The sequence below is a fragment of the Rhodococcus sp. 1163 genome, assembly GCF_002091985.1.
Taxonomy (GTDB): Bacteria; Actinomycetota; Actinomycetes; order Mycobacteriales; family Mycobacteriaceae; genus Rhodococcoides.
The window spans coordinates 94,442-120,442 of record NZ_MKKX01000035.1; the positions used below are offsets into that span (position 1 = coordinate 94,442).

Genomic DNA, 26,001 nt, shown 5'->3' on the forward strand with positions numbered 1-26,001 from the left:
CTCACGTGCGACGTAGGGTGGCCACAATCTGGTCGATCGTGTCCCGTGAGAGCGATCCGTCGAGCTGCTCATAAGAAACGATCATGAACACGGCAACTGTCGCATTCGAATACCCCTGAGTTGCAACAATATCGAACGATGCCGCGATCGGATCGCAGTCGAACTCCCGAGCGAGCTTCGATGCCTTCGCCGTGTAGCGAACCGCGGGTGCACCGTCGACCTCGAATTCGATTGGAGCCGAGTATTCGATCGTCACTGCATCATTCGGTTCGTTTCGAAAAATCAGCTCGGCTGAACGGCTGACATCGAATGCAGCTGCCGGAACGTCGACTCCGTGGCGGCCGGTGATTCCGGTGTCCGCCTTTGTTGCCCCGTCGCGGTGTTCTGGACAGTAGTCGTAATCGTAATCGGCGATATCTCCGAACCTGACCGACTCTTCCCCACTCGCCCATCCCATCACTCCACCGCGATGGAACCGCCAATCTCCCGGCACCGTGTAGCTGAGGCCGTATTTGGTGTCGATCGGGATCGGATCACCGTCGGGAACCTCGATCTCCGGTGGCGCATATTCCATCGACGGGAACCCCGGTGGCGGACCTGCGACCGTACTGGTTGGCACTGAATCCGATTGTGGCACAGCAAGACTGGTGACCGGCGCAGCGACACCTTCGTACCTACCAGGGGTATCAGGTCCCATCTTGGGCAACAAGATACCCGCCAGAACGAACAGCCCCAGCAACACCGCGACACGAAAAAGCCGCATTTTCAAGCTCACGAACAACTCCCCCCGAAGACGTCACAAACTAACACGATCTACGGTCGTTCCCTGGTTGCAGTGGCGTTCCGGGGTGGATACTCCAGTGATGACACTGACGGTTCGCTCGGCGATGCTGTCCGCCGCCATCGGCAAGGCGAGTGGTTTCCGCAGCTCGGTAGGAATCAGCGCCGGTCTGCTGGCCTTGTTCGGCGGGACCGAGTACAGACGCCTGGCCGTCGGCGCGTCCGTCTTCGCGATTGCCGGTGAGATCGTGATGGACAAGTTGCCGTCGACGCCGTCGAGACTGAGCCCACCCGCTCTCGGGGGGCGGATCGTTGCCGGTGGTGGGGCGGCATTCGCGATCGCACGACGTCGAGACGAGGACACGATTCCAGCAGCGATCATCGGCGGGTTGTCGGCTATCGCCGGTTCGTATGCAGGTCACGCGTATCGCGGGTGGGCATCGACGCGGATTCCGCCGCTGGCTGCGGCCGTTGTCGAGGACCTGGTTGCATTGGCCGTCGGGGCCGCGGTTGCCAAACAAGTGCTGGCGTAAGGTCGAGAATTGTGAAGCCGAATCTCTGGCAGTACCTGGGTTACCAGCTGGGCCGAGTGCTTCCGCCGCCGATGCACGATTGGGTTCGCGAGGATCTCGTCGGTAGTGGCGCTCAGGCCCGCTACCTGATCCGATTCTCGCTCCCGATCATTCCGTTGCTGTGTCTGTTTCTGCTCTTGCCCGGCCCGTTGTGGATCGGCCTTGCGATGATGGCTTTGCTCTTCATTCCGCTGGTCTATTTCGCGATAGCGTTGATGAACGTCTACCGGCGCCACCGGTTGTTGGTGCACGGTCTGGATCCAGAGCTTCTCAACGCAAACACTCAACGTAAAATCGATCACACCCGAGAGGACTACGAAAGGCGTCACGGCCGACTGGACTAGGCTATCGGCCATGACTTCCGTCGAATTCAAGGCAACTGCAGACCTGGCCGACGAGATCGGGCCCGAAATCCGTAGCTGCGACACGCAATTCATCCAGTTCGGCAAGCATTCCGAGTTCGCTGGTCCCATCACCACCATCAAGTGCTTCCAGGACAATCTGCTCGTCAAACAAACCCTCGGTGAGCCCGGTAACGGCGGTGTACTAGTGGTCGACGGCGACGCCGGCATTCACACCGCCCTCGTCGGCGACATCATCGCTGGTCGAGGTGTCACCAACGGGTGGGCAGGGATAATCGTCAACGGGGCGATCCGCGATTCGGCGATCCTCCGCACCCTCGACATCGGCGTCAAAGCTCTGGGCACCAACCCGCGCAAAAGCACTCAAACCGGATCCGGGGAGAAGAACGTACCCGTGGAAATCGGCGGCATCACCTTCAATCCGGGTGAAATTGTGTACAGCGACTCCGACGGCGTGGTCGTCGTCTAGCGTCGCGCCGATTCAGCGTGGATATACTCCCCGATTTGGGATTCGAACCTCCTGCAGGGGGTTCGGATCCCTACAAGGGGAGTAAATCGCTCAGCCTGAATGCTCGACCCTCGGTATGCGCCATTCGTCGATCACGAACAGCAGCAACGCCACCAATAGCATTCCTGCGGCCACCCAGACTGCTCTGTTTTCCAGTATTTCAGACATCCCGGCACCGAGAATTGCACCGGCGACGAAGCCTAGGATCACCGAGCCGAAGTTGGTGGCTCTCTTCCCGGCTACTTTGTCGCCGTTGGCAATTCGATGGAATAAGGCCTGCGACAGGCTGCGGAGATTTCCGGTTGTCATCGTGGTGTTGTAAGCAGAATCGACAAGCACCCGAAATGTTGTCACCTGCACCGCGGCGACGAATGAAATCGCCACTGTGACAAAAGCATTCGGTACAGTATCGGGTAGAAAGCCGATGATCGTGATGACCAGGATCTCGATGATGAGGACGGCCCGGACGGGGCGCCGAACTATCCGTGCGACGACCGGCCTGGAAATGAACTCGGCGGTGAACACCCCGAGCACGAACGCCACCAGAGGCGGAAGGTACCCGAGCGCGGATCGCCACTGCCCCGACGCCATGTCGATCCCGGAGAGGATGACGTTGGCCGTCTGCGCATTGGCGAACACGCCCTCACGGGTGACGAACGTGTAGGCGTCCAGAAATCCCCCGACTGCGGCGAGCAGCACACCGAGGCGCACCGACTCGGAGGTCACCACGGTCGCCTTCGGCACCTCGGAGTCGGTCATCTAAGGGCCTTCCACTGTTCGCTTCGCACGGACTCGGTCAGGCTACGTTGTGCTTGTGAACCGGGTTCGCGCGCGGATGCTCGCCTCGCCGATCGGCCCACACGAGAGAACGGTCGTTCTCCAATCGTCGACTACTGTAGAGAACGTTGGTTCTCAGCGCAAGGAGTTGGTCACGATGGAACCGGACAGTGGACGGACCGCCGTCCTGCACGCAGCCGACGAGCTCTTTTACGCACGAGGTGTCAACGCCGTCGGCATGGACGAACTGCGAGCCGCGGCCGGTATCTCCCTCAAGCGCATGTATGCACTGTTTCCTTCGAAAGCCGAGATCGTCGCTCAGGTACTCGAGGGCCGAACCCGCATGTGGAATACGGGAATCGCTGCCGAGGCAGCCACGCACGAATCTGCGCGGGCCAAGGTTCTTTCCATCTTCGATTTCCTCGACGCCTGGTTCCGTGAGGACAACTTTCGAGGCTGCGCGTTCATCAATTCGTTCGGCGAGCTGGGGACCGTCATGCCCGCTGTCGCCGATGCGGCGCACCGTCACAAGCGTGAATTCGTCGAGTACGTCACCGACTTGGTCGTCGAAGCTGGAGGCCCGAAGACCCTCGGTCTACAGATCGCACTGCTCGCCGAAGGTGCACAGACGACCGCAGCCATCTCGGAGTCGCCCGAATCTGCCCTTGCCGCGAAGGCAGCCGCCACAGTGCTCCTCGATTCGGGGACGCGCCCGTAGGTGAGCGTTCAGAACAACCCGCCCAGCCCCTTGCCGATCAGTACCGCCGAGATCACCAGAATCAGCACACTCATGACGGCCGAGTTGTTCGTTTGCAGCCACTCTTTGAGGGAGGCGAGCGGTGTCTCGAGTCGTTGTCCCGCAACCTGGTAGGCGATCACCGGAACCGCGACTGTCGAGGCCGCCAGGATCGAGAAGACTGCCACAGCCACGACGGTCTGACCCGCACTGATGCCGACGCCTCCGATGGTGACGCCCGCGGCCGCACACATCAGCAAGTTCTTCGGATTGATCGCGGCCAGTGCGAAGCCGACCCCGAGTGCTTTGACTGCAGTCATGTCGTCGATGGCCGACATCCACTTCGGAGTCGCGTGTTCCTCCCCACGAGCGCGCCATTGACGGATGCCGACCCCGAGCAACAGCACACCGATGACCAGCTTGATCCACGACGACGTAGTGGACGGCTCGCCCTCGGATCCTGTCGCCGCGCCGCCCAGGAGGACGAAGATCGTGGTTGCCAGGACGATTCCGGCGATCCACCCGACCGCGAAGCTGATGCTGGCGCTCCCCGCGCGTTTACCCAGCAGCATCAGGATCGCGGCGATGATGGGGACTGGGGAGACGGCAACACCGATCGCCAGTGGCAGTAGGTCTCCGAGCACTGTTCCCATAGTCGATTCCGTAGAAGTAGAAGCAGTAAATGTTCGCTTCGACGCTATGGGTGGACGGGACCCACCGCATCATCTGTTACGGGTGAGGCGTGGTCGCCACACTGATGAGTCACCGTCAGAGAACAGTGACCCAGCCATGAACCTCGTCGCCGACGAGCGCGTCGTGGTGCCGTTTGCGCAACATCGCCGAGAGCGGCCCGATGTCCGTCGACTCTCCCACCGCACGGCCGTCGATCTGAAAGACGGGTGCAACCCCAGCGGAGGTACCGCAGACGAATACTTCGTCGGCGATGTAGAGCTCGGTAAGATCGACGACCCTCTCCTGCACCGGAAGTCCCTCCTCGCGAGCGAGAGTCAGAATCGTACGACGGTTGATCCCGTCGAGAATGTCCGAAGTCACGTCCGGGGTGATCAGCGTGCCACCGCGGACCAGGAAGATGTTCGCGGCACTGAGCTCACACACGTGTCCGTTGATGTCGAGGAAGATGCAATCGTCGAAGCCACTGTCGATCGCATCCTGTTTGGCCATAACCGAATTGACATAGGCGCCGTTGACTTTTGCGCGCGAGGGAATCGCATTGTCCGGAATGCGACGCCACACACTCGTTTTCAGACGCATACCGTCCTGCGGGACGATCGGGATCGCGTCGTACAAGAAGATGGACACCGTGGTGTGCAAGCCGCGCACCCGTGTTCCCGGAATCTGCTCGTCGACGTGGACCGTTGCGCGCACGTAGACTTCACGGTCCGGCGCGTTCGCGGCGATCAGCTCACGCGTGACGGCCAGGAAACGGTCGAAATCCCATTCGTCCGCGAACCGATCGATACCGATGATCTTGCACGATTCGAGGAGCCGCTGGAAGTGATCGCGCAGCCGAAAAGCTGTCCTCGTTTCGCCGTCGACCTGGACCGGGAAGACGGTGTAGACGCTCAATCCGTACAGAACCGCCGAGGTGGCCACTCCGAGGGTCGCGTCCTGCGCGTCGATGATGCGGTCACCGAAATACACCTTGGAATGTGGAGTTGCCATGGGCTGATGTTAGTGCGTGACAAGTTCACCGGTCCACGCGTTTACGGGCGACATCGAAACACACCCCACTTCTCCCGGCCGTGTCGTAGGCCGGTGATATCAATAGAGGACACCGACGAAAGGAGCACCGACCATGTCCTGCAGAGACTGCACAGCAGCTGTCGACCATTGCCACGGCACACTGGTGATCCACTCGTCGAGCACCGCGGAGTGCACCGAGCCCGGCTGCGTCGATCTCGAGTACGTGCGTCACTACCTGGTGCTGGACTGCTCCGAGATCACCGGCGGATGTCAGTGCGTCGCGCAGATCGAGCTGCGTCAAGCATCCTGATCGGAATGTCCGCGCCATCGTGGATCCGCCGGCTCGGAACGACCGCCGGTGAATCAATCGGGACGCATCGCCAGGAGCGCGGAGTAACGTCGCGTGCAGCGGTAGTCAGAATCAACGCAGCGGAGTTTCTCGAATAAGGCCGCGCCGGCGACGATGGGCCGAACCGGTGACCGCCATGAAGGTAGATGCGGCCCGAGTGCGGAGCGCTGCGCGATGATGCGAATTCTGTTGGTGGGCGTACCGATCCTGCTTACCGTCGCGTCGGTGGTTGCGGCAGCGTTCGGTTCGCTCTGGTGGATTGTTGCGGTGGTCTTCTTCACCGTGCTTGCCGCGATCGGTGTCTACGATCTGATCCAGAAACGCCACTCGGTGCTGCGTAACTACCCGATCCTCGGCCACCTGCGATACCTGCTCGAGATAGTCCGCCCAGAGCTTCAGCAATACTTCATCGAACGCAACTTCGACGGGCGTCCTTTCGATCGTGACAAGAGGTCACTGATTTACGAGCGCGCCAAGGGAACTGCCGCCGAACTCTCCTTCGGAACCGAGCGTGATATCGACGCTGCCGGATACGAGCACCTCGTCCACTCCACCGCTCCCGTCGAGGTTCCGGACACTCCACCGCGCGTACGCATCGGCGGTCCGGACTGCACACACCCCTACGACATGGCGTTGTTGAACGTCTCGGCGATGAGCTTCGGTGCACTGTCCGCGAATGCACTGAAGGCGCTCAATGCCGGTGCAGAACGAGGTGGATTCGCTCACGACACCGGCGAAGGTGGCCTCACGCCCTACCATCTCGGAGGCGCCGATGTCGTCTGGGAGATCGGTTCGGGCTACTTCGGTTGCCGGACCGAGGAGGGCCGCTTCGATCCCGACGAGTTCGCCCGAAAGGCAGCCGACGATCGGGTGAAGTGTTTGTCGCTCAAGCTGAGTCAAGGTGCGAAGCCGGGGATCGGTGGCGTGCTGCCCGCGGCGAAGGTCAGCACCGAAATTGCCGAGTATCGCGGTGTCCCACAGGGGGAGAAATGCGTCAGTCCAGCTGCGCACAGAGAGTTCTCCACCCCGCGCGGTCTGATCCGGTTCATCGGGCGCATGCGTGAGCTCGCCGGCGGTAAGCCTGTCGGATTCAAGCTCTGCGTGGGCTCGCGAGTAGATGTTCTGGCAATCTGCAAAGCGATGCTCGAGGAGGGCATCGCCCCGGATTTCATCATTGTCGACGGCGCCGAGGGAGGTACTGCCGCGGCCCCGCTCGAGTACGAGGATCACGTCGGTCTTCCGCTGACCGACGGGTTGATGACACTGCACAATGCATTGGTGGGTTGCGGCCTGCGTCAGCAGATTCGGGTCGGGGCAAGCGGCAAGGTCGCCACCGGAGCCGACATCGTCAAGCGGCTCGTCCAAGGCGCCGATTACACCAACTCTGCCCGCGCGATGATGATGGCTGTCGGCTGCATTCAGTCGCAACGGTGTCACACCAACAAATGTCCAGTGGGAGTTGCCACTCAGGACCCCAAGCGCGCCCGTGCACTCGACGTCGAAGACAAAAGCACACGCGTGTTCCGATACCAGCAGGCCACCGTCGCGCAATCGATGAAGATCATGGCATCGATGGGCGTCAGCGAGCCCTCCGGTCTCACGCCGTACATGTTGCGCAAGCGAATTGGTCCGATCAGCCAGCAGTCGTACGCGGAGATCTATGAGTGGCTCGCACCAGCGGTGCTGCTGCATGACCCGCCGGCCTCTTGGGCAGCGGACTGGAAGATCGCCGATCCCGACAGCTTCACCCCTGCCCCCTGGCATCAGTCCGCCTGAGAACCCCGTGTGCATCTTGAAAACTGCGCGGGCTGAAGTCGCCGACGGCGGGGACCCTCGCCAAGGATTCGAGCTCGACGTGGACGGTGATCAGGTCTGCGATTGCGGTCGCGGCCAGAGTCCCGGACACAATCCCGCGCGGGCTACTCATACACATGTATGATCCTCGGTGTGGTGAAGATGTCAAGTGGTGGGCAGACATATGCGGCCATCGTCGAGGCGATTCTGAAAATCGTCGGCGAACAGGGCCTTCCTCACGCCACGGTCCGTGAGGTCGCTACTGCTGCCGGCGTATCGATAGGCACTGTGCAGCACCACTTCCCGAGCAAGGAAGTCATGCTGGCCTCAGCGTTCACCGAGGTCGTCCATCGGGTTCGCGCACGACTGGAAGCGACCGACTTCACCAACGATGCGCGTCGCACCGTCTCGTCGGTGCTCAGCGAGGTACTCCCGTTGGATCGACAACGAAAGCACGAAGCCCGCATCCAACTGGAGTTCGCCGTCCACGCGATCCACAACCCAGACTTGGCCGAAACCCAACGCACAGTGCTCGCCGAACTGCATCAGGCGTTGTGCAACGCCTTCGACACGAGGGCGGACCAAGACCCCGAACGTTCCCGACTTGCCGCGCACGCTGCGATCGCCCTGGCCGACGGGTTGGCCCTGCACACCGTCAGCACGGAACGCTGGCTCTCTGCCTCCCAGCTGAACGCGACAGTCGAACTCGTCCTCGACGCGCTCCTACCTCGAGAGCGGCACTAGAGGTGCTCGGAAACCAGGACCGCCACTGTGTTCGGCTCCAACGCTTCGAAGGTGTGCGGCTGATCCCCCGGGTAGGAAATGTAGTCACCGGGATGTAGCTCGACAGGGTCTTCGGTGGGTCCGACGAGTGCGCGACCCACTGACATGACGACGTGTTCGACGACGCCTGGTGAGTGGGGATCTGCCTGCCGCGCGTCTCCGACCTGGGCGTTGATGATGTAGAGGTCCCGACGCGCGTGCGGTGGGCACGAGGCGAGCAGCGTCGCTACGTAGTCGGCGTGTTCGGATCCGATGCGCGGTCCGTCACCGGCCCTGATCAGGTGTACTCGCGGTCGGGCGGGCTCGACCAGCTGCGCGAACGGTACGTCGAGGGTGACACTGAGCGCCCACAGGGTCTCCACACTCGGGTTGCCGGTGCCCGATTCGAGTTGCGAGAGAGTCGATTTGGCGATCCCGGCTCGGCGCGCGACCTCCGCGGAGGACAGGCCGGCCCGTTTGCGTTCACGTTGCAGTGCTGCGGCGATCGCCGCGATGGGTGCACCCGACTCGGCCATGTTCGTTCACTCCATCGGTTGTATCGTTCGGTTTGACGAACACTCTAACATCGTCCACTATTACGGACATGCGTTCGATATGGCGAACACCCGCGCTGCGAGACATCGCCCTCGTCTGCCTTGCCGACGGCCTCGTCGGTGCATCCTTCGGCGCAATCGCCGTAGCGACTGGACTCCCACTCTGGGTTCCGGTCGCGATGTCGTTGTTCGTCTTCGCCGGTGCCTCCCAGTTCATTCTCGTGGGAGTGCTTGCCGCAGGCGGCAATCCGGTCGCCGCAGTCGCCAGCGCGATGCTCGTCAACACCAGACTCGTCCCCCTCGGCTTCTCGGTCGGCGACGCTTTGGCCGGCTCGAGCTGGCCCAGAAAGCTCCTCGGGATGCACCTGATCACCGACGAATCCGTTGCTTTCGCCGTCGCCGAGAAAGAACCGGTTGCGCGTCGAAGATCGTTCTGGCTCTGCGGAATCGGACTGTTCGTGAGTTGGAACATCGGCGTGCTCGGTGGTGCGGCGCTCGGTAGCGCGATCACCGATACCGCCGCCCTCGGCCTCGATGCCGCTTTTCCGGCGGTGCTCATCGCTCTGGTCATGCCTGCCCTGCGCGAGGCGAGGACGCGGAACGCCGCAGTGATCGGTGCAGTCATCGCCGTCGCCGCTGCCACCGTGCTCCCCCCGGGAATCCCGGTCCTCCTTGCACTCGCCGGAGTTGCGATCGCCCCACTCCTGTCGAAGGTGAACACGTGAATCTCGTCGCTCCGATGCTCGCGCTCACCGTCGGAACCATGCTGCTCCGCATCGTCGGCCCGCTGCTCCGTAGTCGCGTCACATTGTCCCCGCGGATCGAGATGCTGAGCTCGACGGCCGTAGCCGTTCTCTTCGTCGCGCTCGTCGCAACCCAGGCCCTGGTCGTCGCGAACGAATTCGCAGGGTTCGCTCTTCCCGCAGGAGTTGTCGTTGCCGCCGTGCTGGCCTGGCGCAAAGCACCGTTCGTTGCCATCGTCGTGGCTGCTTCGGCGACGACTGCCGCCCTGCGGTTCGTCGGCGTTGTGTGATCGGAGTAACCAAGGCTTTTGTGAGCGAAGACCCCTTCCCGAGACCGGCGACAAGGCGTACAGTTCGTACTGACCCCATACCCCCTGGGGGTATCAACCACGAACTCGATCAGTGGGAGTACATGCATGATGAGCAACCACATGAACCCCGACACGGCACATCCACCTCAGCCGGATTCGGCACACTCCGGCCACGATGACATGACCGGGCACGACATGGCAGGACACGCGGGACATGCCGGACACGGCGATCACGCCGGCCAGTTCCGTCGTCTGTTCGTCATCATGGTCTTCTTCGCCGTTCCGGTCGTGTTCGCCTCGAACATGTTCGCGATGATCGTCGGCTATTCGCTACCCGATGCAGCGTGGATAGCCTGGATCTCACCGGTACTGGGTACGGTCATGTACTTCTGGGGTGGATCACCGTTCCTGACCGGCGCGGTCAGCGAAATACGTTCGCGGAAACCAGGAATGATGCTTCTCATCGCCCTGGCGATCACAGTCGCATTTCTCGCATCGATGGGTTCGAGCATCGGCATACTCGACCACCAGCTGGACTTCTGGTGGGAACTGGCGCTGCTGATCGTGATCATGCTGCTCGGGCATTGGATCGAGATGCGGTCACTTGCGCAGACCACCTCGGCATTGGACTCACTGGCAGCGCTTCTCCCCGACACCGCCGAACGCGTCGAGGACGGCGAGGTCGTCTCGGTGACGCCGGACGACTTGTGGGTCGGCGACATCGTCGTCGTCCGCCCAGGTGGGCGGGTGCCTGCCGATGGCACCATCGTCTCCGGGACCGCGAGCATGGACGAATCGATGGTCACCGGCGAATCGCGCACTGTCCGCCGCAGCGACGGTGACCACGTCGTCGCCGGGACCGTCGCCACCGATTCCGGCGTCCGCATCCAGGTCACCGCCATCGGCGAGGACACCGCTCTCGCCGGCATCGGACGTCTGGTCGCCGACGCGCAGAACTCGTCGTCGCGGGCCCAACGCATTGCCGATACCGCGTCGGGCTGGTTGTTCTGGTTCGCGCTGGGAGCCGCGGCCATCACGGCGGGAGTGTGGACACTGTTCGGGCTGCCCGACGACGCCGTCATCCGCACGATCACCGTTCTGGTCATCGCCTGTCCACACGCCCTTGGGTTGGCGATCCCCCTGGTGGTGTCCATCGCCACCGAACGAGCCGCCCGCAGCGGTGTCCTGATCAAGGACCGGCTGGCGCTGGAAACCATGCGGACAGTGAACACCGTGGTTTTCGACAAAACAGGAACGCTGACCAAAGGTGAGCCCACCGTCATCGCGATCGAGGTAACCGGGGGCCACACCGCCGGCGAAGTCCTGGCATCGGCCGCGGCCACCGAAACCGATTCCGAGCATCCTCTCGCCCGTGCCATCGTCGAAGCCGCACTTCACCGCGGACTGACGGTACCGACCGCTACCGACTTTCAGTCGTCCCCGGCGATCGGGGTGTCCGCCGACATCGACGGAACTCGCATCCGCGTCGGTGGCCCGGGCCTGCTCGAACAGGAGCACGCCCGCGAACTTCCCATCGCCGACCGCTGGGGTGACGACGGCGCGATCATCCTGCACGTCCTCGCCGAAAGCGAGGTCATCGGGGCATTGAAGCTCGCCGACGAGATCCGACCGGAATCACGCTCGGCGATCGACGAACTTCATAGCCGCAACATCGAGGTCGTCATGATCACCGGTGACGCCGATGCCGTCGCGAAGTCCGTCGCCACCGAACTCGGTATCGACCGCTATTTCGCCGGAGTGAAACCGGAAGACAAGTCCCATCACGTCGCCGACTTACAACGAGAAGGGCGCACCGTGGCAATGGTCGGCGACGGCGTAAACGACGCTCCGGCGCTTGCGCAGGCCGACGTCGGGATCGCGATCGGCGCGGGCACCGACGTCGCCATCGCGTCGGCGGGAGTGATCCTGGCCAGCGACGACCCCCGATCGGTGCTCTCGGTGATCGAGCTTTCGCGTGCCTCCTATCGAAAGATGAAGCAAAACCTTTGGTGGGCAGCGGGATACAACCTCATTTCCGTGCCGCTTGCGGCAGGAGTACTGGCACCGATCGGGTTCGTGCTGCCGATGTCGGTCGGGGCGATCTTGATGTCGTTGTCGACGGTCATCGTCGCGGCCAATGCGCAGTTGTTGCGTCGACTCGATCTCACCCCTGACAGCATCGCCGGCGGCGAGCATTCGAATGATGTAGCCGAAGAGCATCGACCGGTGCCGACGAGCTGAGCTCGAGGCAGACAGTAGAACGACCGAAGGCCGCACCCCATGCAGGGGTGCGGCCTTCGGTGTAGAACAGGTCAGCCGAGGAGACTGCGCATCGTGTCGATCTCCTCTTGCTGCGAAGTGACGATCATGCGCGACATCGCCAGAGCCTCAGGATTGGAACCCTGTTCGATCTCGACATTCGCCATGTCGATAGCACCGGTGTGGTGGTCGATCATCATCGTCAACCATTGGCGGTCGAACTCGGCGCCCGAGGACGCCATCAACGAGTCCATTTCCTGATCGGTCATCATGCCGCTGCCGGAGCCGTGATTCATACCGCCCATACCGCCCATCTCCCCCAGGTCAGCGGAAGGGGCAGGCTGGCCCCACTCGGAGAGCCACGCGGTCATCTGGTCCATCTCCGGCTGCTGCGCGGCTTCGATCGCCGACGCCAATGCCAGGACATCTGGATTCTCGGTCCGCCCGGTTGCCATCTCGGACATCTCGACGGCTTGTGCGTGGTGCGGGTACATCATCTGCGCGAACATCACGTCGGCATTGTTGAACTGCGCCGATGCATCCGATGTGGACTGTGACGAGTTCATCGAGTGCCCGTCCATCATCTGCCCGTTCATCGGAGTGTTGGGAGAATTTTCGCTGCAGCCGGCGAGGAAAATAACGCCTGCCGAGGCAGCCGCGAGTGCCGCAAGTACTGGAGTACGCATGTGAAATTCCTTACGAGAGTGATCTTTTACGGAGTTCGGATACGAAAAAGCGATCCGCCGAGATGCATGTGCATTTCGGGCTCCCCGTCACACTCGCAAGGTCACCGATTCGTCCAACTCCCAGAGAACCCACGGCGGCGCACGTTCCAGCGCGGAGGCAGTGCGCCCGCCGACGATGTCCACCGCTCGTGGTGAAAGATCGAAGTCGATGCTGGTGGTCGGCACCGTCAGAGCAGGCCACGACGTCGTGGTTCCCGCACACGGATGCATCATCTGATGTGTCGACGGGCAATCGTGCTCGGCGAACGCGACAGGCCCAGAAGCGTCGAGTCGAGACTCGGACGCCATCGCAGAATTGCCGCTGCCCATCGAGGACATGGACGACATCGAGGACATCGGTGTCACCGAGTGCATGAGCAGCACCCCGAAGATAGTGAATGCAATCAACAACCCGGTAGCCGAGGCGGTACCTCGCAAACCGCCGCGGATCACTGAATACATACAACCGACGGTACCAGCCATACCCCCGGGGGGTAAAAGCGTCGTCTCGCCCGGCGGATTACTCGATCGGGCCGAGCCAGGCACACCAAGTGTGATGTCGCCGGAATTGGGCACAATAGAGTCGAGACACAAAACCAGCACGGAAAGCGGGTACCCATGGCAGCCCTCGATGCACTACGCGGCCGGTGGCCGAAAAGCTTGCCCCTTCAGCCATTGCCTGCAGAAGCGTGGGCCAAACAGGAGCCGACCTGGAAGGGTGCGAATCCGCAGGTCATCGAGTCCGCGCTCAAACGCGCAAAAATGCGGCCGTCGGGAAACTGGTTCGTCTTCGCCGCAAGCCGCGACATCCCGAAGGACAAGCCGTTCGGACGGCACATCGGCGGCACCGAACTGGTTGCCTGGCGCGATGAGAAGCAAGGAATCCACATCGCCCCCGGGGTCTGCCCACACCTCGGTGCACCGCTCGACAAGGCGAAGATCGAATGCGACACCCTCATCTGCCTGTGGCACGGCATGCCGCTCGGCCCCAAGGGACGCCCCGGGTGGAAGCCGCTACCCGCATTCGACGACGGCATCCTCGTCTGGGTCCGGATGGACGAACTCGGTGGTGAGGAGCCGACCGAAGTACCGATCGTCCCGATCCGCCCGCCCGCCGCGAACTCCGTCGATGCCGTCGTGACGGTGACCGGCATTTGTGAACCGGACGATATCGTCGCCAACCGCCTCGATCCGTGGCACGGCGCCTGGTTCCATCCCTACTCGTTCGCACGACTGAAGGTGGTCGACGCACCCACCGACGTCGATGTCCCCGAAAAAGACGATCGGTTCCTCGTCGACGTGACATTCCGCGTCAGCCGAGGAATCGGCGTACCGGTCCGTGTCGAATTCGTCTGCCCAGGTCCGCGCACCATCGTGATGCGCATTCTCGAAGGCGAGGGCATCGGAAGCGTCGTCGAGACGCATGCGACGCCACTGGGCCCCGGGCCGGACGGCAAGCCACGCACAGCCGTCATCGAGGTCACCGTCGCCAGCTCCGAGCGTCCGGGATTCAAGATGGCCCGCAAGGTCGCCCCGCTGCTTCGTCCCGCCATGGGTTGGACTGCTGAGCGGCTGTGGAAAGACGACCTCGACTACGCCGAGCGAAGGTACGAATTGCGCTCACGCGGCATGTGAGAAAACCAACCTGTCGATCCCCCCCCGATGCGCGGGGGGATCGACGCGGTCAGCGCTTGGTGAGCCGAGCCAGCTTGTCGAAGACTCGAAAGCGTCCGCGCGTCGGGACCGTATAGATCGGGTGCCCGGCAATTCCCCAGCCCGAGAGCAGGGTGTTCGCCGCATGCAACCCGGTTGTCGCGGCACGTTCCATCAGTGCGACCGGCAGATCGATCCTGATGCCGTCCCCCGCGAGCACGACGCCCGGTTCCGGGGTGCGCACGGTGGGACGGTTGGCAAACTGACCGAGGCCGAACAACGGGCAATCATTGCGCCATTCGGTACGCTCGGATACCACTGTGGCCGAAGCGGTTTCAGGATAAATCTCGTGCATCCGCGCCATCAACTGCGCGCGCGTCTCCTCTTCGGAATCGACGGCGGCGTACGCATGCAGTTCGACGACCGATCCGCCGGTGCGCGCGGCCCACTCCGCCGCCTCGTCCTCGAACCGCTCGAGCACACTGATGTTGTCGATCGGCGGCATACCGCCGGTTCCGATGAAGGCCGGGCGATCGGCATTCACCGGCTTGTCGAGCCACACACGATGCACCAGGAACGGCGGCGTATTCTCCAACGCCGCAATGCGTTTGCGCCATTCCGATGTGCCGAGCTCCGGCGAGCTCTCCACCACGTTCTGCAAACCGGCGATATCGGCCGCAAGCACCACGGCGTCGACCTCACCCACGCCGACTACGTCGTATGCGCGTTCGCGGCCCCGGGCAATACCCTCACACGCAGTACCCACCCTGATATCGACGCCCAAGCCTAGTAAGTACTCTCCCAACGGATTCCACAGCGCCTGCGGATATGGGCCGCGAGGCACGTCGAAGATCAGCCCCTCCGACGAACCGAGGAAGTAGATGTGGAACATCATGGCCAACTCGGCCGCGGACATGTTCTCGGGGTCGGCGAAGAAACTCCGCGAGAAAACCCCGAACGCCAAGTGTCTGGCAGCCTCCGGGAAGTTGATATTGCGCAGAAACTCCGCCGCCGGGGTCGTGTCGAGCTCCTCGAACGTCTCCGGAACGCTGACATTCATCAGCGGCAGAGCCGCTACACCCTTGAGCGAGAACAACTCTCGCATTCGGAAGGTAGGACTCCGAGCGACGAACGCGAACGCATTCAGCGGAGGCGTCTGCGGCAGACCCTTGAACCCGTCGATTCGGCCATCGCCGTCGATCAGCGGGTAGTCCTCGACAGGCCGTAGCCGTCGCAGACCCGGATCGCTGCGCTCCATCAGGTTCCGAAGGTTGTAGTACTGCCGGAAGAACGCATGGAAACCGCGACTCATCGTCGCCGGAGTGCCGTCGTCGAGCGTGGTATCCCACCCCCCGACGCGACCGCCCAGGTAGTTCTCACGTTCGAGCACGGTCACCTCGATACCGCGCTCCGCCAATGCCGTTGCCGCACTGAGGCCGGCGATCCCGCCACCGACAACGACGACGCGCGGCACACGGGTCAGCGAACCGGCATCCGGAAACCCAGCTGGAGCAGGATGTTCGACGCGTCGAGAATCGGTCACAATGTCTCCATCGGACGGGCGCCCAGAAAGGTGTGTACGACACCGTTCTGCCAGCCCGTCATAGTCTCGGTAGCCAAGGAAGTGAAACCTGCACGCTGCATACGCCTGGCGAAGTCTCCAGCACCGTCGAACGTCACCACACTGCGCCAGAGATGCTGATACAAGGTCGTGTTACGCGTCGCCAAGTAACCGAGCGGAATGATGACCGCCCAACACACGAACGTCCACAGCACCTGTGCACGAATGGAATCCTTCACCGAATACTCGTGAAAAGCGATGCTCCCGCCCGGCTCGAGCAACGACATCAGCGACTTCAACTCCGTATCCGGATCGTCGACGTTCCTGATCAGATACGCGGCGAGAATGCCGTCGAACGGGCCATCGACCCCGTTGACATTGAGATCCTCCACGCGGCTGTGCACGAACGTCACGTTCGACGGCCACGACTTCGAGCGCGCCACCTCGAGCATCTCTGCCGACGCATCGGCAGCAACGATCTGCGCATGCGGAGCCGCCTTCAGCAATGCCGCCGTCGACGCACCCGTCCCGCAGCCGATATCGAGCAAACGAAGCCCATCACCGAGGCCAGGAAGGCGCAGCCGCTCCGCCGATTTCGACAGATGATCGTGATAGCCGGGGTTCGCACCGACCAACCGATCGTATGCCCGTGCCCCGACGTCGAAAGCCCCAGGCACCTCGTCTCGCGGCAAGCCCATACCCGTCACCCGTTTGCCACCCCATTCGCGCCCGCCAACCTTCACAGCGTCGACTCACTCACGACGCGAGCCGACGGACCACCGTCGATCGAAACGACATCACCCGGATGAAGTTGGCGACCACGTCGCAGATCCACCTCATCATTGACGCTGACCTGCCCATCGGCGATGAAAGTCTTCGCCTCCGCCCCCGACTCGATGAGGTTCGCCAACTTGAGAAACTGCCCGAGCCTGATGGACTCGTCACGGATCGGAACATCTTGGGAGTCAGCCATGACTCCATCTTGGACTACACCGGGCAGATGGTCACTCCGCAGGCCGAACAAGGTCACTCCGCAGGCTCCGCTCCCGACCGAACAAGGTCACTCCGCAGGCTCCGCTCCCGACCGAACAAGGTCACTCCGCAGGCTCCGCTCCCGACCGAACAAGGTCACTCCGCAGGCTCCGCTCCCGACCGAACAAGGTCACTCCGCAGGCTCCGCTCCCGCCGCCTGGAAGCGCCGCAAACGCAGGCTATTGGTCACCACGAACACCGAGGAGAACGCCATCGCCGCGCCCGCCAGCATCGGGTTGAGCAGGCCCGCCGCCGCAAGTGGGATAGCCGCGACGTTGTACGCGAACGCCCAGAACAAGTTGCCCTTGATGGTCGCGAGCGTCTTGCGGGAGAGCCGAATCGCGTCGCCGACGGCACGAAGATCCCCGCGAACGAGCGTCAAGTCGCTGGCCTCGATCGCGACATCGGTGCCGGTCCCCATGGACAATCCGAGATCTGCCGTGGCCAATGCTGCCGCGTCGTTGACGCCGTCGCCGACCATCGCGACGACCCTGCCCTCGGCCTGAAGCCGCGCGATGACGTCGACCTTGCCCTGCGGGAGCACGCCGGCGAAGACCTCGGTGATGCCGACTTCGGCGGCGATCTTGCGCGCTGCGGCCTCGTTGTCACCGGTCAGCATGACCGGAGTCAGACCGAGTTCACGCAATTCGGCGATGGCCTGCTTGGACGTCGGCTTGAGCGCATCGGCGACGACGAGAATTCCCCGTGCTCGCCCGTCCCAACCGACGGCGACGGCGGTTCGGCCATCGGCCTCCGCGTCGTGCAGCGCGCTTTCGAGCTCTCGAGGCAGCGGGAGTGACTTCTCGGCCAGCAAAGCGGCGCGTCCCAACACCACCGTCCGGCCATCGACAGTTCCGCTGACCCCCAGGCCTGCAATGTTCGCGAAATCGATCACCTCGGGCAGTGAGGTCTCTTGCCTGGCGGCTGCAGTGATGGCCGCTGCGATGGGGTGTTCGGAGCCGGACTCGATGGCACCCGCCACCGTCAAGATCTCATCGCGGTCTTCGCCGTCGGCGCCATGGACCGCGAGCAGCGTCATCTCACCGGTGGTGACGGTGCCGGTCTTGTCGAGAACGACGGTGTCGATACGACGCGTCGACTCGAGCATCTCCGGGCCCTTGATCAAGATGCCGAGCTGGGCAGCTCGACCGGTGCCGACCATCAATGCCGTCGGAGTCGCCAGTCCGAGCGCACACGGACAGGCGATGATCAGAACAGCAACGGACGCGGTGAATGCCGCAGCGACCGAACCGCCGGTTCCGAGCCAGAAGCCCAGGGTCGCAACGGCGATGGCGATGACGATGGGAACGAAGATCCCAGAGATCCGGTCGGCCAGGCGCTGCACCTGAGCCTTACCGGTCTGTGCTTCCTCGACGAGGGTCGCCATCTGCGCGAGCTGCGTATCCGCACCGACCCGCGTGGCTTTCACCACGAGCCTGCCACCGACGTTGACGGTCGCGCCGACCACATCGTCGCCGGTGGAGACTTCGACGGGCACGGACTCACCGGTCAGCATCGACTTGTCGACGGCGGAGGCACCGGACTCGACGATGCCGTCCGTCGCGATCTTCTCCCCGGGCTTGACGACGAACCGATCTCCGACGGCCAGTTCTGCGACCGGCACCTGCTTTTCGACACCGTCCTTCAGGACCGTGACGTCCTTGGCACCGAGGTCCAGCAGTGCCCGGAGCGCGGACCCAGCCCGCCGTTTGGCGCGCGCCTCGAAGTAGCGGCCGGCAAGAATGAACGTGGTCACTCCGGCGGCGGCCTCGAGGTAGATGTTGGACATGCCGTCCATGCGGGCGATGGTCAGCTCGAACGGGTGCTTCATTCCCGTCACACCCGCGGTTCCGAAGAACAGCGCGTACAACGACCAGCCCAGCGCCGCGAGCGTGCCCATCGACACGAGCGTGTCCATCGTGGACGTGCCGTGACGCAAGTTCTTCGCCGCCGCGACATGGAAAGGCCACGCGCCCCAGACGACGACGGGTGCCGCAAGAGTCAGTGACAGCCACTGCCAGTTGTCGAACTGCAACGCAGGCACCATCGCCATGGCGATGACGGGCACGGACAATACGAGGGAGATCAGCAGGCGCTGCTTCAACGGATCTGTCGTGTCGGCCTCGGCAGTAGCGTCGCCGTCAGCCGGATCTTCGGTGCGAGGCAGGGTCGCGGTGTACCCCGCCTGCTCGACAGCCTTGATCAGATCGGCCGTCAAGACGCCGTCACTGACGACTTTCGCCTTCTCGGTGGCGTAGTTGACCGTGGCCGTCACGCCGTCGAGTTTGTTCAGTTTGCGCTCGATGCGGTTGGCGCACGACGCGCACGTCATGCCGCCGAGGATCAGTTCGGTGTTGGTAGTCACGACTCGTTCACTTCTGCATGCTCATGGCTGACGGGAACCTGTTCTCCGACTGGGCCCACCAACGAGCCGAGGAAGTAGGCGGCGAAGAACACCACTGTAATTCCGAGCACGAACATCGAGAGTTTTGCCAGCACGTCCATCTCCTTCATCTCTCAGTTCTACCATACCCCCTGGGGGTATGAATTCGGCGAGTCTGGAATCCCGGTGTAACGCGACGGGTACCCCGTGCGAAATCCAGGTAGCCCGCCACGCAGACCGGCGCGGGTCGAAGTTCATGGTGAACCTGCGCGAGCGACTGCAGGTTCACATCGGTTCGGGGTCGAGTCGACCAACTGATGGGGATATTTGATGCCTTTACGACATTCGGCCCGCGGGCCCGCACATCGCCGACGTCTCGCCACGAGCGCAGTGGCGTTCCTCTCACTGGGCGCACTGGCCGTCGGTGGCGTCGCACTGACCGATTTCGGTGGGTTCACCTCATCTGACGCAGAAGTCGAACTCGCCTCGACGGCAACCTGCTACGACATGGTCAGCATCGCCGTCGGCGGACGTGGTGACAGCCCGAAGAACGGTGTCACCAAGATGCTGACGACACCCGACGGAACACCGCTCCCCGCCGCTCTTGCAGGCGATTTCGAAAGCGACTGGATCGACCAGATGGTCGGCGCGCCCAACGACAAGGTCGCGGAAGGCTCGTACGCAGCCGTCTACGTCGAGTACCCCGCCAACATGGCGTCCTACGACGAAGCCGTCAACACCGGCGTAGAGAACTCACAGAAGGTCATGCGCGCCATCGCCGCATCCTGCCCTGATACCCGCTTCGCGATTGTCGGCTACAGCGAAGGCGCCGACGTCACGCGTCGAGCAGCCATGGAGATCGGTAGCCAGACCGCAGGCCCGGACGGCAAGTGGGGCATCGTCGATCCGGCCAACGTCGTCGGCGTCGTCATTCTCGCCGACGCCGGACGCAAGGCGGGCGAAGGAGCATTCCCCGGATCGACATCCGGAACAGGCCCCGATGGATTCGACACGGTCTACCAGAACGGTTCCGGTCCTGCGGGCGCCGGCGCACTGCCAGGCACCGCCGGCAGCTTCGGTGCACTCGAGGGCAAGGTAGCGTCATTCTGCTCCGAGGGCGACCTGACCTGCGCAATGCCGGAGAACACCTCGCTACTGCACCTCGCCGCCAACGTGGGACGTCAGCTCGACGTCGACGCTCTCCAGCGCGACAACCTCACCCCTGCCACCGGCGCCGACCTCGCGGTCGTACTCGGCCGAATCGCTGTCGCAGCGTTCAGCGACATCGCGGCCCAGGACAACTGGCTTGCCGGCGACGAGACGTTCCTCGACGTTCTTCTCAAGGTGTCCGAGCCTGGCTACAAGCCGGGCGTCGTGACCAAGCCGGTCGCAAAGGTCGACGAAGCCGGCGAACCGCTTCCTGCCTCGGAGGCCGTCAATCTCGCCTACCTGCCGTCGAAGATCGCCAAGGAGATCATCGGCTTCATCGGCTCGAACACGAACACCGTCCAGGTAGTGATGAACGATCCGTACGGGCAGACGCTCGGACCGGGATCGGGACACCACTTCGACTACTGGCGCGACGCGGACCCGGCCAAGGGCAAGCCGCTCACCTCGGCTCAGTACGCCGCAGCGTGGCTGACTCAGCTGGCCAAGGACGCCGAGGCAGGCAAACCGATCAAGACCGCCGCCGTGCAGGAAAACGCCCGCCTCGCGGTCTTGGCAGATCCGACCACAGCCACGACCACCTCGGCCGCTCCGACGACGACCTCGGTCGTCACGGCACCTCCCGCGGTACCGGCTGAGCCGGCTCCGATCGCACCTGCGGTCGTCGCTCCGCCCGTCGACCCAGCACTACCGGTCGATCCAGCTCTGCCCGCCGACCCGGCATTGCCCGTCGATCCGGCTCAGCCCGTAGACGGCACGCAGGCAGTGGAAGGAACCCAGCCTGTCGAGGGGACGGTCACTACTACCACTGCCGTCCCGACGACGGTGGCTCCCACCACGACGCCGGCTCCGTAAGTTCTGCTCCTCTCAGCGCCTATCCGAGATTGTTCGGGTGGGCGCTGAGTCGTCTATCCAGTGTTCTGGAGATTTGCCTCGGGAAGACAGATACGGGCGAGGAGCTCGAGCGGGACGTCCAAGACAGCTGCAAGTGCAGCGACCGTCGTAAAGGCTGGAGTGGCCAGACGGCCGGTCTCGATCTTGCGCAAGGTCTCGGGTGAGATCGACGCGGCAAGCGCCACTTCGGCGGGCTTGCGGTCGCCTCGCGCTTGTCGGAGGTAAGCGCCGAGACGTTTGCCGGCATCGAGCTGCTGCGGCGTCAAAGGGGATCGCACCATACGAGTAGGTTACGCCACCCCGGTATGAAAATACCTAGCCGTCGTTTACTGTGGTATTTCTATACCGATTTGGTCAGCGACGAAATGGAGAGCAAACGCGTGCTGGAACTCAAGACACACCAGGAGATCGAGGCGATGCGCACCACCGGCGCCTTCATCGCCCAGCTACTCGACGAACTGCAGGCGCGCGCCCTGGTGGGAGTCAATCTTCTCGATCTCGAACAACACGCTCGAAAGATGATCACCGAACGTGGCGCGGTGTCCTGCTATTGGGACTACGCGCCCTCGTTCGGCCGCGGCCCGTTCCGCAATGTCATCTGCCTGTCCGTCAACGACGCAGTGCTCCACGGCCTCCCCCACGACTACACCCTGCTCGACGGGGATCTGTTGACCATGGACATCGCGGTCTCGATCGACGGCTGGGTAGCAGACTCGGCGCGCAGCCTGATCGTCGGCACGCCCCGAACCGAAGACCAGAGACTGATCGAGGCCACCGAGAACGCCCTCGCCGCCGGTATCGATGCCGCACGTTCCGGCCGACGCCTGGGCGATATCTCCGCAGCGATCGGGGCCGTCGCCGCCGACTACGGCTATCCGGTCAACACCGAATTCGGCGGGCACGGGCTCGGTCGAACCATGCACGAGGACCCACACATCCCCAACCAGGGGCGCGCCGGCCGCGGCCTGGTACTTCGGCCCGGACTGACCCTCGCCCTCGAGCCGTGGTTCGCTCACGGAACCGACAAGATCGTCTACGACCCCGACGGCTGGACCATCCGATCCGCCGACGGCTCACGAACCGCCCACAGCGAACACACAATCGCGATCACCGACGGTGATCCACTGGTACTGACCAGCCGCGTGGGGTGATGGAATCGTCTACCTTTGGGGAGCGCGCACCCTTTGTGTAAACCTCACACCGGTGTTCTCGTCCGAGCGCGTGTGCGCGGTTCCCAAAAAGGGTGCGCGGTTCGACCGCCCGACGGCCTGCTCAGGTGAATTTCACTCCCTGAGCCAAAGGCAGATCGTTGGAGTAATTCACGGTGTTGGTTGCCCGGCGCATGTAGGCCTTCCACGCATCCGATCCGGATTCGCGGCCTCCACCGGTTTCCTTCTCGCCTCCGAATGCTCCGCCGATTTCGGCACCGGATGGCCCGATGTTGACGTTGGCGATACCGCAGTCCGAGCCTGCCGCGGACAGGAACATCTCCGCCTCGCGTAGGTCCGTAGTGAAGATCGACGACGAAAGCCCTTGTGGCACGTCATTGTGCAGGGCAACAGCTTCGTCGAGCGTGTCGTAGATGAGCACGTAGAGGATCGGTGCGAACGTCTCGTGCTTGACGATGTCCGTCTGGGTGGGCATCGAGATGACGGTCGGCTCGACGTAGTACGCGTACTCATCGAAGATCTCGACGCGGTTGCCGCCGGCACGCACGATGCCGCCGTCGGACGCTGCCGCGTCGAGCGCCTTCTGAAAACCGGCGAACGCGGGTGCGTCGATCAGGGGTCCAACCAGAGTGCCTGGGTCCAGGGGCGACCCGATCGACAATGTGGCGTACGCCCGCGCGATCCTTTCCACGAGCGCCTCGGCGATGGACGAGTGCACGATAACGCGTCGCAACGACGTACACCGTTGTCCTGCAGTGCCTGCCGCGGAAAACACGATGCCACGGGTGGTCAGATCGAGATCTGCCGACGGTGTCACGATCGCCGCGTTGTTGCCGCCGAGCTCGAGCAGTGCCCGCCCGAACCGCTCGGCCACCCGGGGTGCGACGGCCCGTCCCATTCGCGTCGAGCCCGTCGCCGACACGAGCGCCACCCGCGGGTCGTCGACGAGGGCTTCACCGGCGACCCGATCGCCGACTATGAGCTGCGCAACCTTCGGATCCACGCCTGCTTTTTCGGCGGCGCGCTCGAACAATGCCTGTACGCCGAGGGCGGTCAGCGGCGTCTTCTCCGAGGGCTTCCACACCACCGTGTCACCGGCAACCAACGCCAGCACGGCATTCCACGACCACACCGCTACCGGGAAGTTGAACGCGGTGATGACGGCGACGACGCCGAGGGGGTGCCACTGCTCCATCATTCGGTGGCCGGGCCGTTCGGTAGCAATCGTCTTTCCGTAGAGCTGACGCGACAATCCGACGCCGAAGTCGCAGATGTCGATCATTTCCTGCACCTCGCCGAGGCCCTCGGACACGATCTTGCCCGCCTCGATCGACACGAGCGCACCGAGATCGTCTTTGTATTCACGCAGGAGTTGACCGAGTTCACGAATGAGGCCGCCGCGGACGGGCGCCGGCACGCTCGACCACTGGGCATAGGCCGTCTTGGCGTCGGCGATGACGGCGTCGACGTCGGAGACCGTGGCCGAACCGAGGGATGCCAGATTGCCACCGGTGATCGGTGAGCGCGCGACGATCGGCATGGTCGAGGTGGTCGCTGTGGTCGAGGCATCGAGATCGACGCGAACGCCGAGCCGCCCGAGAATGGCGCGGGTCTCGACACTCAACGCATCGTGGGTGACGGGTGAGGGCATAGTGCGCACCTTTCGAAGACGGAGAGTGTCACTTCAATCTAGCCGAATGCCCGAACACAGGAAAATATACTGTTCAAAGGGCTTGCTAACGGAATCTTTACGCGTATGTTGGGCACTATGACGCAGGTATTGCAGCGCGCGGCAGCGGCTACATCGACTGTCGACGCCCACGACGTCCATGCCATCATCGGCCGCCACATGCTCGCCGACGGATTCGAGATGGTTCTCGATCTCGACAAGAGCCAGGGATCGACGCTCGTCGATGCCAGGGACGGCACGTCGTACCTGGATCTGTTCACGTTCTTCGCCTCTTCGGCGCTCGGGATGAACCATCCCGGTCTGGTGTCGGACGAGGCCTTCCGCGCCGATGTGCTGCAGGCCGCGATGAACAAGCCGAGCAACTCCGATGTCTACACCGTGGCCATGGCGCGGTTCGTCGATACCTTCGCCCGAGTCCTGGGAGACCCGCGTCTGCCGCACTTGTTCTTCGTCGAAGGGGGCGCGCTCGCCGTCGAGAACGCACTCAAGGTCGCGTTCGATTGGAAGAGCCGTTGGAACGGCAAGCACGGCGTCGACCCCGCACTGGGTACGCAGGTACTGCATTTCGAGCATGCGTTCCACGGCCGCACGGGGTACACGATGTCGCTGACCAACACCGACCCCGACAAGGTCGCCCGGTTTCCGAAATTCGATTGGCCCCGCATCCCGTCGCCGTACATCCGCAGTGGGGTGGACATGGACGCACTCGAAGCCGACGCACTTGCCGCGGCCAAGATCGCCTTCGAGGCGAATCCCCACGACATCGCCTGTGCGATAATCGAACCCATTCAGGGTGAAGGCGGCGACAACCATTTCCGCCCGCAGTTCCTGGCACAGCTTCGCGATCTCTGCCACGAGTACGACGCGTTGTTCGTTCTCGACGAGGTACAGACGGGCGCCGGAATGACCGGCACCGCATGGGCTTTCCAGCAGCTCGACGTCGTCCCCGACGTGCTCGCGTTCGGCAAGAAGGTTCAGGTCTGCGGCGTCATGGCGGGTGGACGCGTCGACGATCTCGACGATCACGTATTCGCCGTCTCCTCACGCATCAATTCCACGTGGGGTGGCAACCTCACCGACATGGTGCGTTCTCGCCGGATTCTCGAGATCGTCGAATCCGAGGGGCTCATCGAGGGCGCGGCCACACTGGGGCTTCATCTGCGTAGCCGCCTCGACGACATGGCTACGCGGCACGAGATTGTCACCGAGGTCCGCGGTCGCGGGTTGATGTGCGCTTTCACGATGCCCGACGCCGGGAGCCGGGACCGCTTGATCGGGGACCTCCGCACCGAGGAGCATGTTCTCGCGCTCGGATGCGGTGATAGTGCGATCCGCTTCCGGCCTGCTTTGACGATCAGCGAAGAAGACTTGGACCGTGCCGTCGACGCGATCGAGCGAGTACTGACGCGGATGGCGAGCTAGCTCGGGCGCGAGAGTGTGTACAGTCACTCGACATGTACGCACCTCTACTCGTTGCAGGATCATGGTGGTGGCGCTCTTAGGCGCCCACACCTTT

Annotated in this window: 28 protein-coding genes; 14 read left to right on the top strand and 14 right to left on the bottom strand. The window is 63.2% G+C overall.

The genetic code is table 11. The features are described from left to right. Position 1 precedes the first annotated feature (1 nt). The gene (locus tag BJD99_RS21350; protein ID WP_256895811.1) at positions 2 to 775 is read right to left on the bottom strand and encodes a hypothetical protein; all 774 of its coding nucleotides are present in this window, start codon (positions 773 to 775) and stop codon (positions 2 to 4) included. 88 nt (positions 776 to 863) lie between these two features. Here BJD99_RS21350 and BJD99_RS16240 point away from each other — a divergent pair, with 88 nt between their 5' ends. The 3 genes from BJD99_RS16240 to rraA are packed head-to-tail and all read left to right on the top strand — an operon-like array spanning position 864 to position 2,183. Further along, positions 864 to 1,313 carry a hypothetical protein gene (locus BJD99_RS16240; RefSeq protein WP_084348317.1) on the top strand — a complete coding sequence of 150 codons (450 nt, stop codon included), beginning with the start codon at positions 864 to 866 and terminating at the stop codon, positions 1,311 to 1,313. 11 nt (positions 1,314 to 1,324) lie between these two features. Next, on the top strand, positions 1,325 to 1,696 hold the full coding sequence (locus BJD99_RS16245) for a DUF5313 family protein (protein WP_084348199.1): 372 nt from the start codon (positions 1,325 to 1,327) through the stop codon (positions 1,694 to 1,696). 10 nt (positions 1,697 to 1,706) lie between these two features. Next, positions 1,707 to 2,183 carry a ribonuclease E activity regulator RraA gene (gene rraA, locus BJD99_RS16250; RefSeq protein ID WP_084348200.1) on the top strand — a complete coding sequence of 159 codons (477 nt, stop codon included), beginning with the start codon at positions 1,707 to 1,709 and terminating at the stop codon, positions 2,181 to 2,183. A gap of 90 nt (positions 2,184 to 2,273) precedes the next feature. Here the strand turns inward: rraA and BJD99_RS16255 are convergent, their stop codons facing one another. Continuing rightward, entirely contained in the window at positions 2,274 to 2,981 is a 708-nt protein-coding gene (locus tag BJD99_RS16255; RefSeq protein WP_143542196.1) for a YoaK family protein, read from the bottom strand. 175 nt (positions 2,982 to 3,156) lie between these two features. On the opposite strand from BJD99_RS16255, the gene BJD99_RS16260 reads away from it, so the two are divergent. Beyond that, positions 3,157 to 3,717, top strand: coding sequence for a TetR/AcrR family transcriptional regulator (locus BJD99_RS16260; protein ID WP_143542197.1), 561 nt, complete (start codon positions 3,157 to 3,159; stop codon positions 3,715 to 3,717). Between the two features lie 8 nt (positions 3,718 to 3,725). On the opposite strand, the gene BJD99_RS16265 is transcribed toward BJD99_RS16260, so the two are convergent. Continuing rightward, the gene (locus BJD99_RS16265) at positions 3,726 to 4,388 is read right to left on the bottom strand and encodes a GAP family protein (protein WP_084348201.1); all 663 of its coding nucleotides are present in this window, start codon (positions 4,386 to 4,388) and stop codon (positions 3,726 to 3,728) included. Positions 4,389 to 4,503: 115 nt separating this feature from the next. Beyond that, positions 4,504 to 5,418 carry an aminotransferase class IV gene (locus tag BJD99_RS16270; protein ID WP_179142371.1) on the bottom strand — a complete coding sequence of 305 codons (915 nt, stop codon included), beginning with the start codon at positions 5,416 to 5,418 and terminating at the stop codon, positions 4,504 to 4,506. A gap of 133 nt (positions 5,419 to 5,551) precedes the next feature. Here BJD99_RS16270 and BJD99_RS16275 point away from each other — a divergent pair, with 133 nt between their 5' ends. From BJD99_RS16275 to BJD99_RS16290, 3 genes are all read left to right on the top strand, one after another. Beyond that, positions 5,552 to 5,749, top strand: a complete 198-nt coding sequence (locus tag BJD99_RS16275) for a hypothetical protein (protein WP_084348202.1) — start codon at positions 5,552 to 5,554, stop codon at positions 5,747 to 5,749. A gap of 213 nt (positions 5,750 to 5,962) precedes the next feature. Continuing rightward, positions 5,963 to 7,564 (top strand): FMN-binding glutamate synthase family protein, encoded by a 1,602-nt coding sequence (locus BJD99_RS16280; protein ID WP_084348203.1) that lies wholly within the window; start codon positions 5,963 to 5,965, stop codon positions 7,562 to 7,564. A gap of 180 nt (positions 7,565 to 7,744) precedes the next feature. After that, the gene (locus BJD99_RS16290; protein ID WP_256895879.1) at positions 7,745 to 8,326 is read left to right on the top strand and encodes a TetR/AcrR family transcriptional regulator; all 582 of its coding nucleotides are present in this window, start codon (positions 7,745 to 7,747) and stop codon (positions 8,324 to 8,326) included. Here the strand turns inward: BJD99_RS16290 and BJD99_RS16295 are convergent. Beyond that, complete coding sequence (locus BJD99_RS16295; protein ID WP_084348206.1) at positions 8,323 to 8,880, bottom strand: XRE family transcriptional regulator; 558 nt, start codon at positions 8,878 to 8,880, stop codon at positions 8,323 to 8,325. The two genes, BJD99_RS16290 and BJD99_RS16295, sit on opposite strands and share 4 nt — an antisense overlap. 68 nt (positions 8,881 to 8,948) lie before the next feature. Here BJD99_RS16295 and BJD99_RS16300 point away from each other — a divergent pair, with 68 nt between their 5' ends. From BJD99_RS16300 to BJD99_RS16310, 3 genes are all read left to right on the top strand, one after another. Next, a complete protein-coding gene (locus BJD99_RS16300; protein WP_084348207.1) occupies positions 8,949 to 9,623 on the top strand; it encodes an AzlC family ABC transporter permease in 675 nt (224 codons plus the stop codon). Beyond that, on the top strand, positions 9,620 to 9,931 hold the full coding sequence (locus BJD99_RS16305; protein WP_084348208.1) for an AzlD domain-containing protein: 312 nt from the start codon (positions 9,620 to 9,622) through the stop codon (positions 9,929 to 9,931). The genes BJD99_RS16300 and BJD99_RS16305 overlap by 4 nt, the downstream gene beginning before the upstream one ends. Positions 9,932 to 10,072: 141 nt before the next feature. Beyond that, positions 10,073 to 12,193, top strand: a complete 2,121-nt coding sequence (locus tag BJD99_RS16310) for a heavy metal translocating P-type ATPase (protein WP_373270553.1) — start codon at positions 10,073 to 10,075, stop codon at positions 12,191 to 12,193. Positions 12,194 to 12,264: 71 nt separating this feature from the next. Here BJD99_RS16310 and BJD99_RS16315 read toward each other — a convergent pair whose 3' ends face one another. Together BJD99_RS16315 and BJD99_RS16320 are read right to left on the bottom strand one after the other, a co-directional pair. Further along, a complete protein-coding gene (locus BJD99_RS16315; protein WP_084348209.1) occupies positions 12,265 to 12,897 on the bottom strand; it encodes a DUF305 domain-containing protein in 633 nt (210 codons plus the stop codon). An 87-nt stretch (positions 12,898 to 12,984) separates the two neighbouring features. Further along, positions 12,985 to 13,398 carry a DUF6153 family protein gene (locus tag BJD99_RS16320; RefSeq protein WP_084348326.1) on the bottom strand — a complete coding sequence of 138 codons (414 nt, stop codon included), beginning with the start codon at positions 13,396 to 13,398 and terminating at the stop codon, positions 12,985 to 12,987. Between the two features lie 156 nt (positions 13,399 to 13,554). Here BJD99_RS16320 and BJD99_RS16325 point away from each other — a divergent pair, with 156 nt between their 5' ends. Beyond that, entirely contained in the window at positions 13,555 to 14,571 is a 1,017-nt protein-coding gene (locus BJD99_RS16325) for a DUF5914 domain-containing protein (RefSeq protein WP_084348210.1), read from the top strand. 49 nt (positions 14,572 to 14,620) lie between these two features. Here the strand turns inward: BJD99_RS16325 and BJD99_RS16330 are convergent, their stop codons facing one another. The 5 genes from BJD99_RS16330 to BJD99_RS21030 all read right to left on the bottom strand — a co-directional run bounded on the left by BJD99_RS16330 (position 14,621) and on the right by BJD99_RS21030 (position 19,681). Next, a complete protein-coding gene (locus tag BJD99_RS16330) occupies positions 14,621 to 16,132 on the bottom strand; it encodes an NAD(P)/FAD-dependent oxidoreductase (protein ID WP_084348211.1) in 1,512 nt (503 codons plus the stop codon). After that, complete coding sequence (locus BJD99_RS16335) at positions 16,129 to 16,848, bottom strand: class I SAM-dependent methyltransferase (protein WP_084348327.1); 720 nt, start codon at positions 16,846 to 16,848, stop codon at positions 16,129 to 16,131. Before BJD99_RS16335 ends, BJD99_RS16330 begins: the two co-directional genes overlap by 4 nt. Before the next feature lie 41 nt (positions 16,849 to 16,889). After that, entirely contained in the window at positions 16,890 to 17,123 is a 234-nt protein-coding gene (locus tag BJD99_RS16340) for an RNA-binding S4 domain-containing protein (protein ID WP_084348329.1), read from the bottom strand. A 189-nt stretch (positions 17,124 to 17,312) separates the two neighbouring features. Continuing rightward, positions 17,313 to 19,514 (bottom strand): cation-translocating P-type ATPase, encoded by a 2,202-nt coding sequence (locus BJD99_RS16345; protein WP_084348331.1) that lies wholly within the window; start codon positions 19,512 to 19,514, stop codon positions 17,313 to 17,315. A gap of 29 nt (positions 19,515 to 19,543) precedes the next feature. Then, entirely contained in the window at positions 19,544 to 19,681 is a 138-nt protein-coding gene (locus BJD99_RS21030) for a hypothetical protein (protein WP_218775728.1), read from the bottom strand. 214 nt (positions 19,682 to 19,895) lie between these two features. Between BJD99_RS21030 and BJD99_RS16350 the strand changes: the two genes are divergently transcribed. Then, entirely contained in the window at positions 19,896 to 21,587 is a 1,692-nt protein-coding gene (locus BJD99_RS16350) for a cutinase family protein (protein ID WP_084348212.1), read from the top strand. A 53-nt stretch (positions 21,588 to 21,640) separates the two neighbouring features. Here BJD99_RS16350 and BJD99_RS16355 read toward each other — a convergent pair whose 3' ends face one another. After that, entirely contained in the window at positions 21,641 to 21,907 is a 267-nt protein-coding gene (locus BJD99_RS16355) for a helix-turn-helix domain-containing protein (RefSeq protein WP_084348213.1), read from the bottom strand. Positions 21,908 to 22,006: 99 nt separating this feature from the next. Here BJD99_RS16355 and map point away from each other — a divergent pair, with 99 nt between their 5' ends. Then, a complete protein-coding gene (gene map, locus BJD99_RS16360; protein WP_084348332.1) occupies positions 22,007 to 22,777 on the top strand; it encodes a type I methionyl aminopeptidase in 771 nt (256 codons plus the stop codon). 121 nt (positions 22,778 to 22,898) lie between these two features. On the opposite strand, the gene BJD99_RS16365 is transcribed toward map, so the two are convergent. Then, a complete protein-coding gene (locus BJD99_RS16365) occupies positions 22,899 to 24,446 on the bottom strand; it encodes an aldehyde dehydrogenase family protein (protein WP_084348214.1) in 1,548 nt (515 codons plus the stop codon). A 117-nt stretch (positions 24,447 to 24,563) separates the two neighbouring features. Between BJD99_RS16365 and lat the strand changes: the two genes are divergently transcribed. Next, positions 24,564 to 25,907, top strand: a complete 1,344-nt coding sequence (gene lat / locus BJD99_RS16370; protein WP_084348215.1) for an L-lysine 6-transaminase — start codon at positions 24,564 to 24,566, stop codon at positions 25,905 to 25,907. Positions 25,908 to 26,001 lie beyond the last annotated feature (94 nt).

Coding starts and splice junctions, on each gene's coding strand:
- BJD99_RS16240 (WP_084348317.1), top strand. CDS start 864: ATGACACTGACGGTTCGCTCGGCGATGCTGTCCGCCGCCATCGGCAAG.
- rraA (WP_084348200.1), top strand. CDS start 1,707: ATGACTTCCGTCGAATTCAAGGCAACTGCAGACCTGGCCGACGAGATC.
- BJD99_RS16255 (WP_143542196.1), bottom strand. CDS start 2,981: ATGACCGACTCCGAGGTGCCGAAGGCGACCGTGGTGACCTCCGAGTCG.
- BJD99_RS16260 (WP_143542197.1), top strand. CDS start 3,157: ATGGAACCGGACAGTGGACGGACCGCCGTCCTGCACGCAGCCGACGAG.
- BJD99_RS16265 (WP_084348201.1), bottom strand. CDS start 4,388: ATGGGAACAGTGCTCGGAGACCTACTGCCACTGGCGATCGGTGTTGCC.
- BJD99_RS16270 (WP_179142371.1), bottom strand. CDS start 5,418: ATGGCAACTCCACATTCCAAGGTGTATTTCGGTGACCGCATCATCGAC.
- BJD99_RS16275 (WP_084348202.1), top strand. CDS start 5,552: ATGTCCTGCAGAGACTGCACAGCAGCTGTCGACCATTGCCACGGCACA.
- BJD99_RS16280 (WP_084348203.1), top strand. CDS start 5,963: ATGATGCGAATTCTGTTGGTGGGCGTACCGATCCTGCTTACCGTCGCG.
- BJD99_RS16290 (WP_256895879.1), top strand. CDS start 7,745: ATGTCAAGTGGTGGGCAGACATATGCGGCCATCGTCGAGGCGATTCTG.
- BJD99_RS16295 (WP_084348206.1), bottom strand. CDS start 8,880: ATGGCCGAGTCGGGTGCACCCATCGCGGCGATCGCCGCAGCACTGCAA.
- BJD99_RS16300 (WP_084348207.1), top strand. CDS start 8,949: ATGCGTTCGATATGGCGAACACCCGCGCTGCGAGACATCGCCCTCGTC.
- BJD99_RS16310 (WP_373270553.1), top strand. CDS start 10,073: ATGAACCCCGACACGGCACATCCACCTCAGCCGGATTCGGCACACTCC.
- BJD99_RS16315 (WP_084348209.1), bottom strand. CDS start 12,897: ATGCGTACTCCAGTACTTGCGGCACTCGCGGCTGCCTCGGCAGGCGTT.
- BJD99_RS16320 (WP_084348326.1), bottom strand. CDS start 13,398: ATGTATTCAGTGATCCGCGGCGGTTTGCGAGGTACCGCCTCGGCTACC.
- BJD99_RS16325 (WP_084348210.1), top strand. CDS start 13,555: ATGGCAGCCCTCGATGCACTACGCGGCCGGTGGCCGAAAAGCTTGCCC.
- BJD99_RS16335 (WP_084348327.1), bottom strand. CDS start 16,848: ATGGGCTTGCCGCGAGACGAGGTGCCTGGGGCTTTCGACGTCGGGGCA.
- BJD99_RS16340 (WP_084348329.1), bottom strand. CDS start 17,123: ATGGCTGACTCCCAAGATGTTCCGATCCGTGACGAGTCCATCAGGCTC.
- BJD99_RS16345 (WP_084348331.1), bottom strand. CDS start 19,514: ATGACGTGCGCGTCGTGCGCCAACCGCATCGAGCGCAAACTGAACAAA.
- BJD99_RS16350 (WP_084348212.1), top strand. CDS start 19,896: ATGCCTTTACGACATTCGGCCCGCGGGCCCGCACATCGCCGACGTCTC.
- BJD99_RS16355 (WP_084348213.1), bottom strand. CDS start 21,907: ATGGTGCGATCCCCTTTGACGCCGCAGCAGCTCGATGCCGGCAAACGT.
- BJD99_RS16365 (WP_084348214.1), bottom strand. CDS start 24,446: ATGCCCTCACCCGTCACCCACGATGCGTTGAGTGTCGAGACCCGCGCC.
- lat (WP_084348215.1), top strand. CDS start 24,564: ATGACGCAGGTATTGCAGCGCGCGGCAGCGGCTACATCGACTGTCGAC.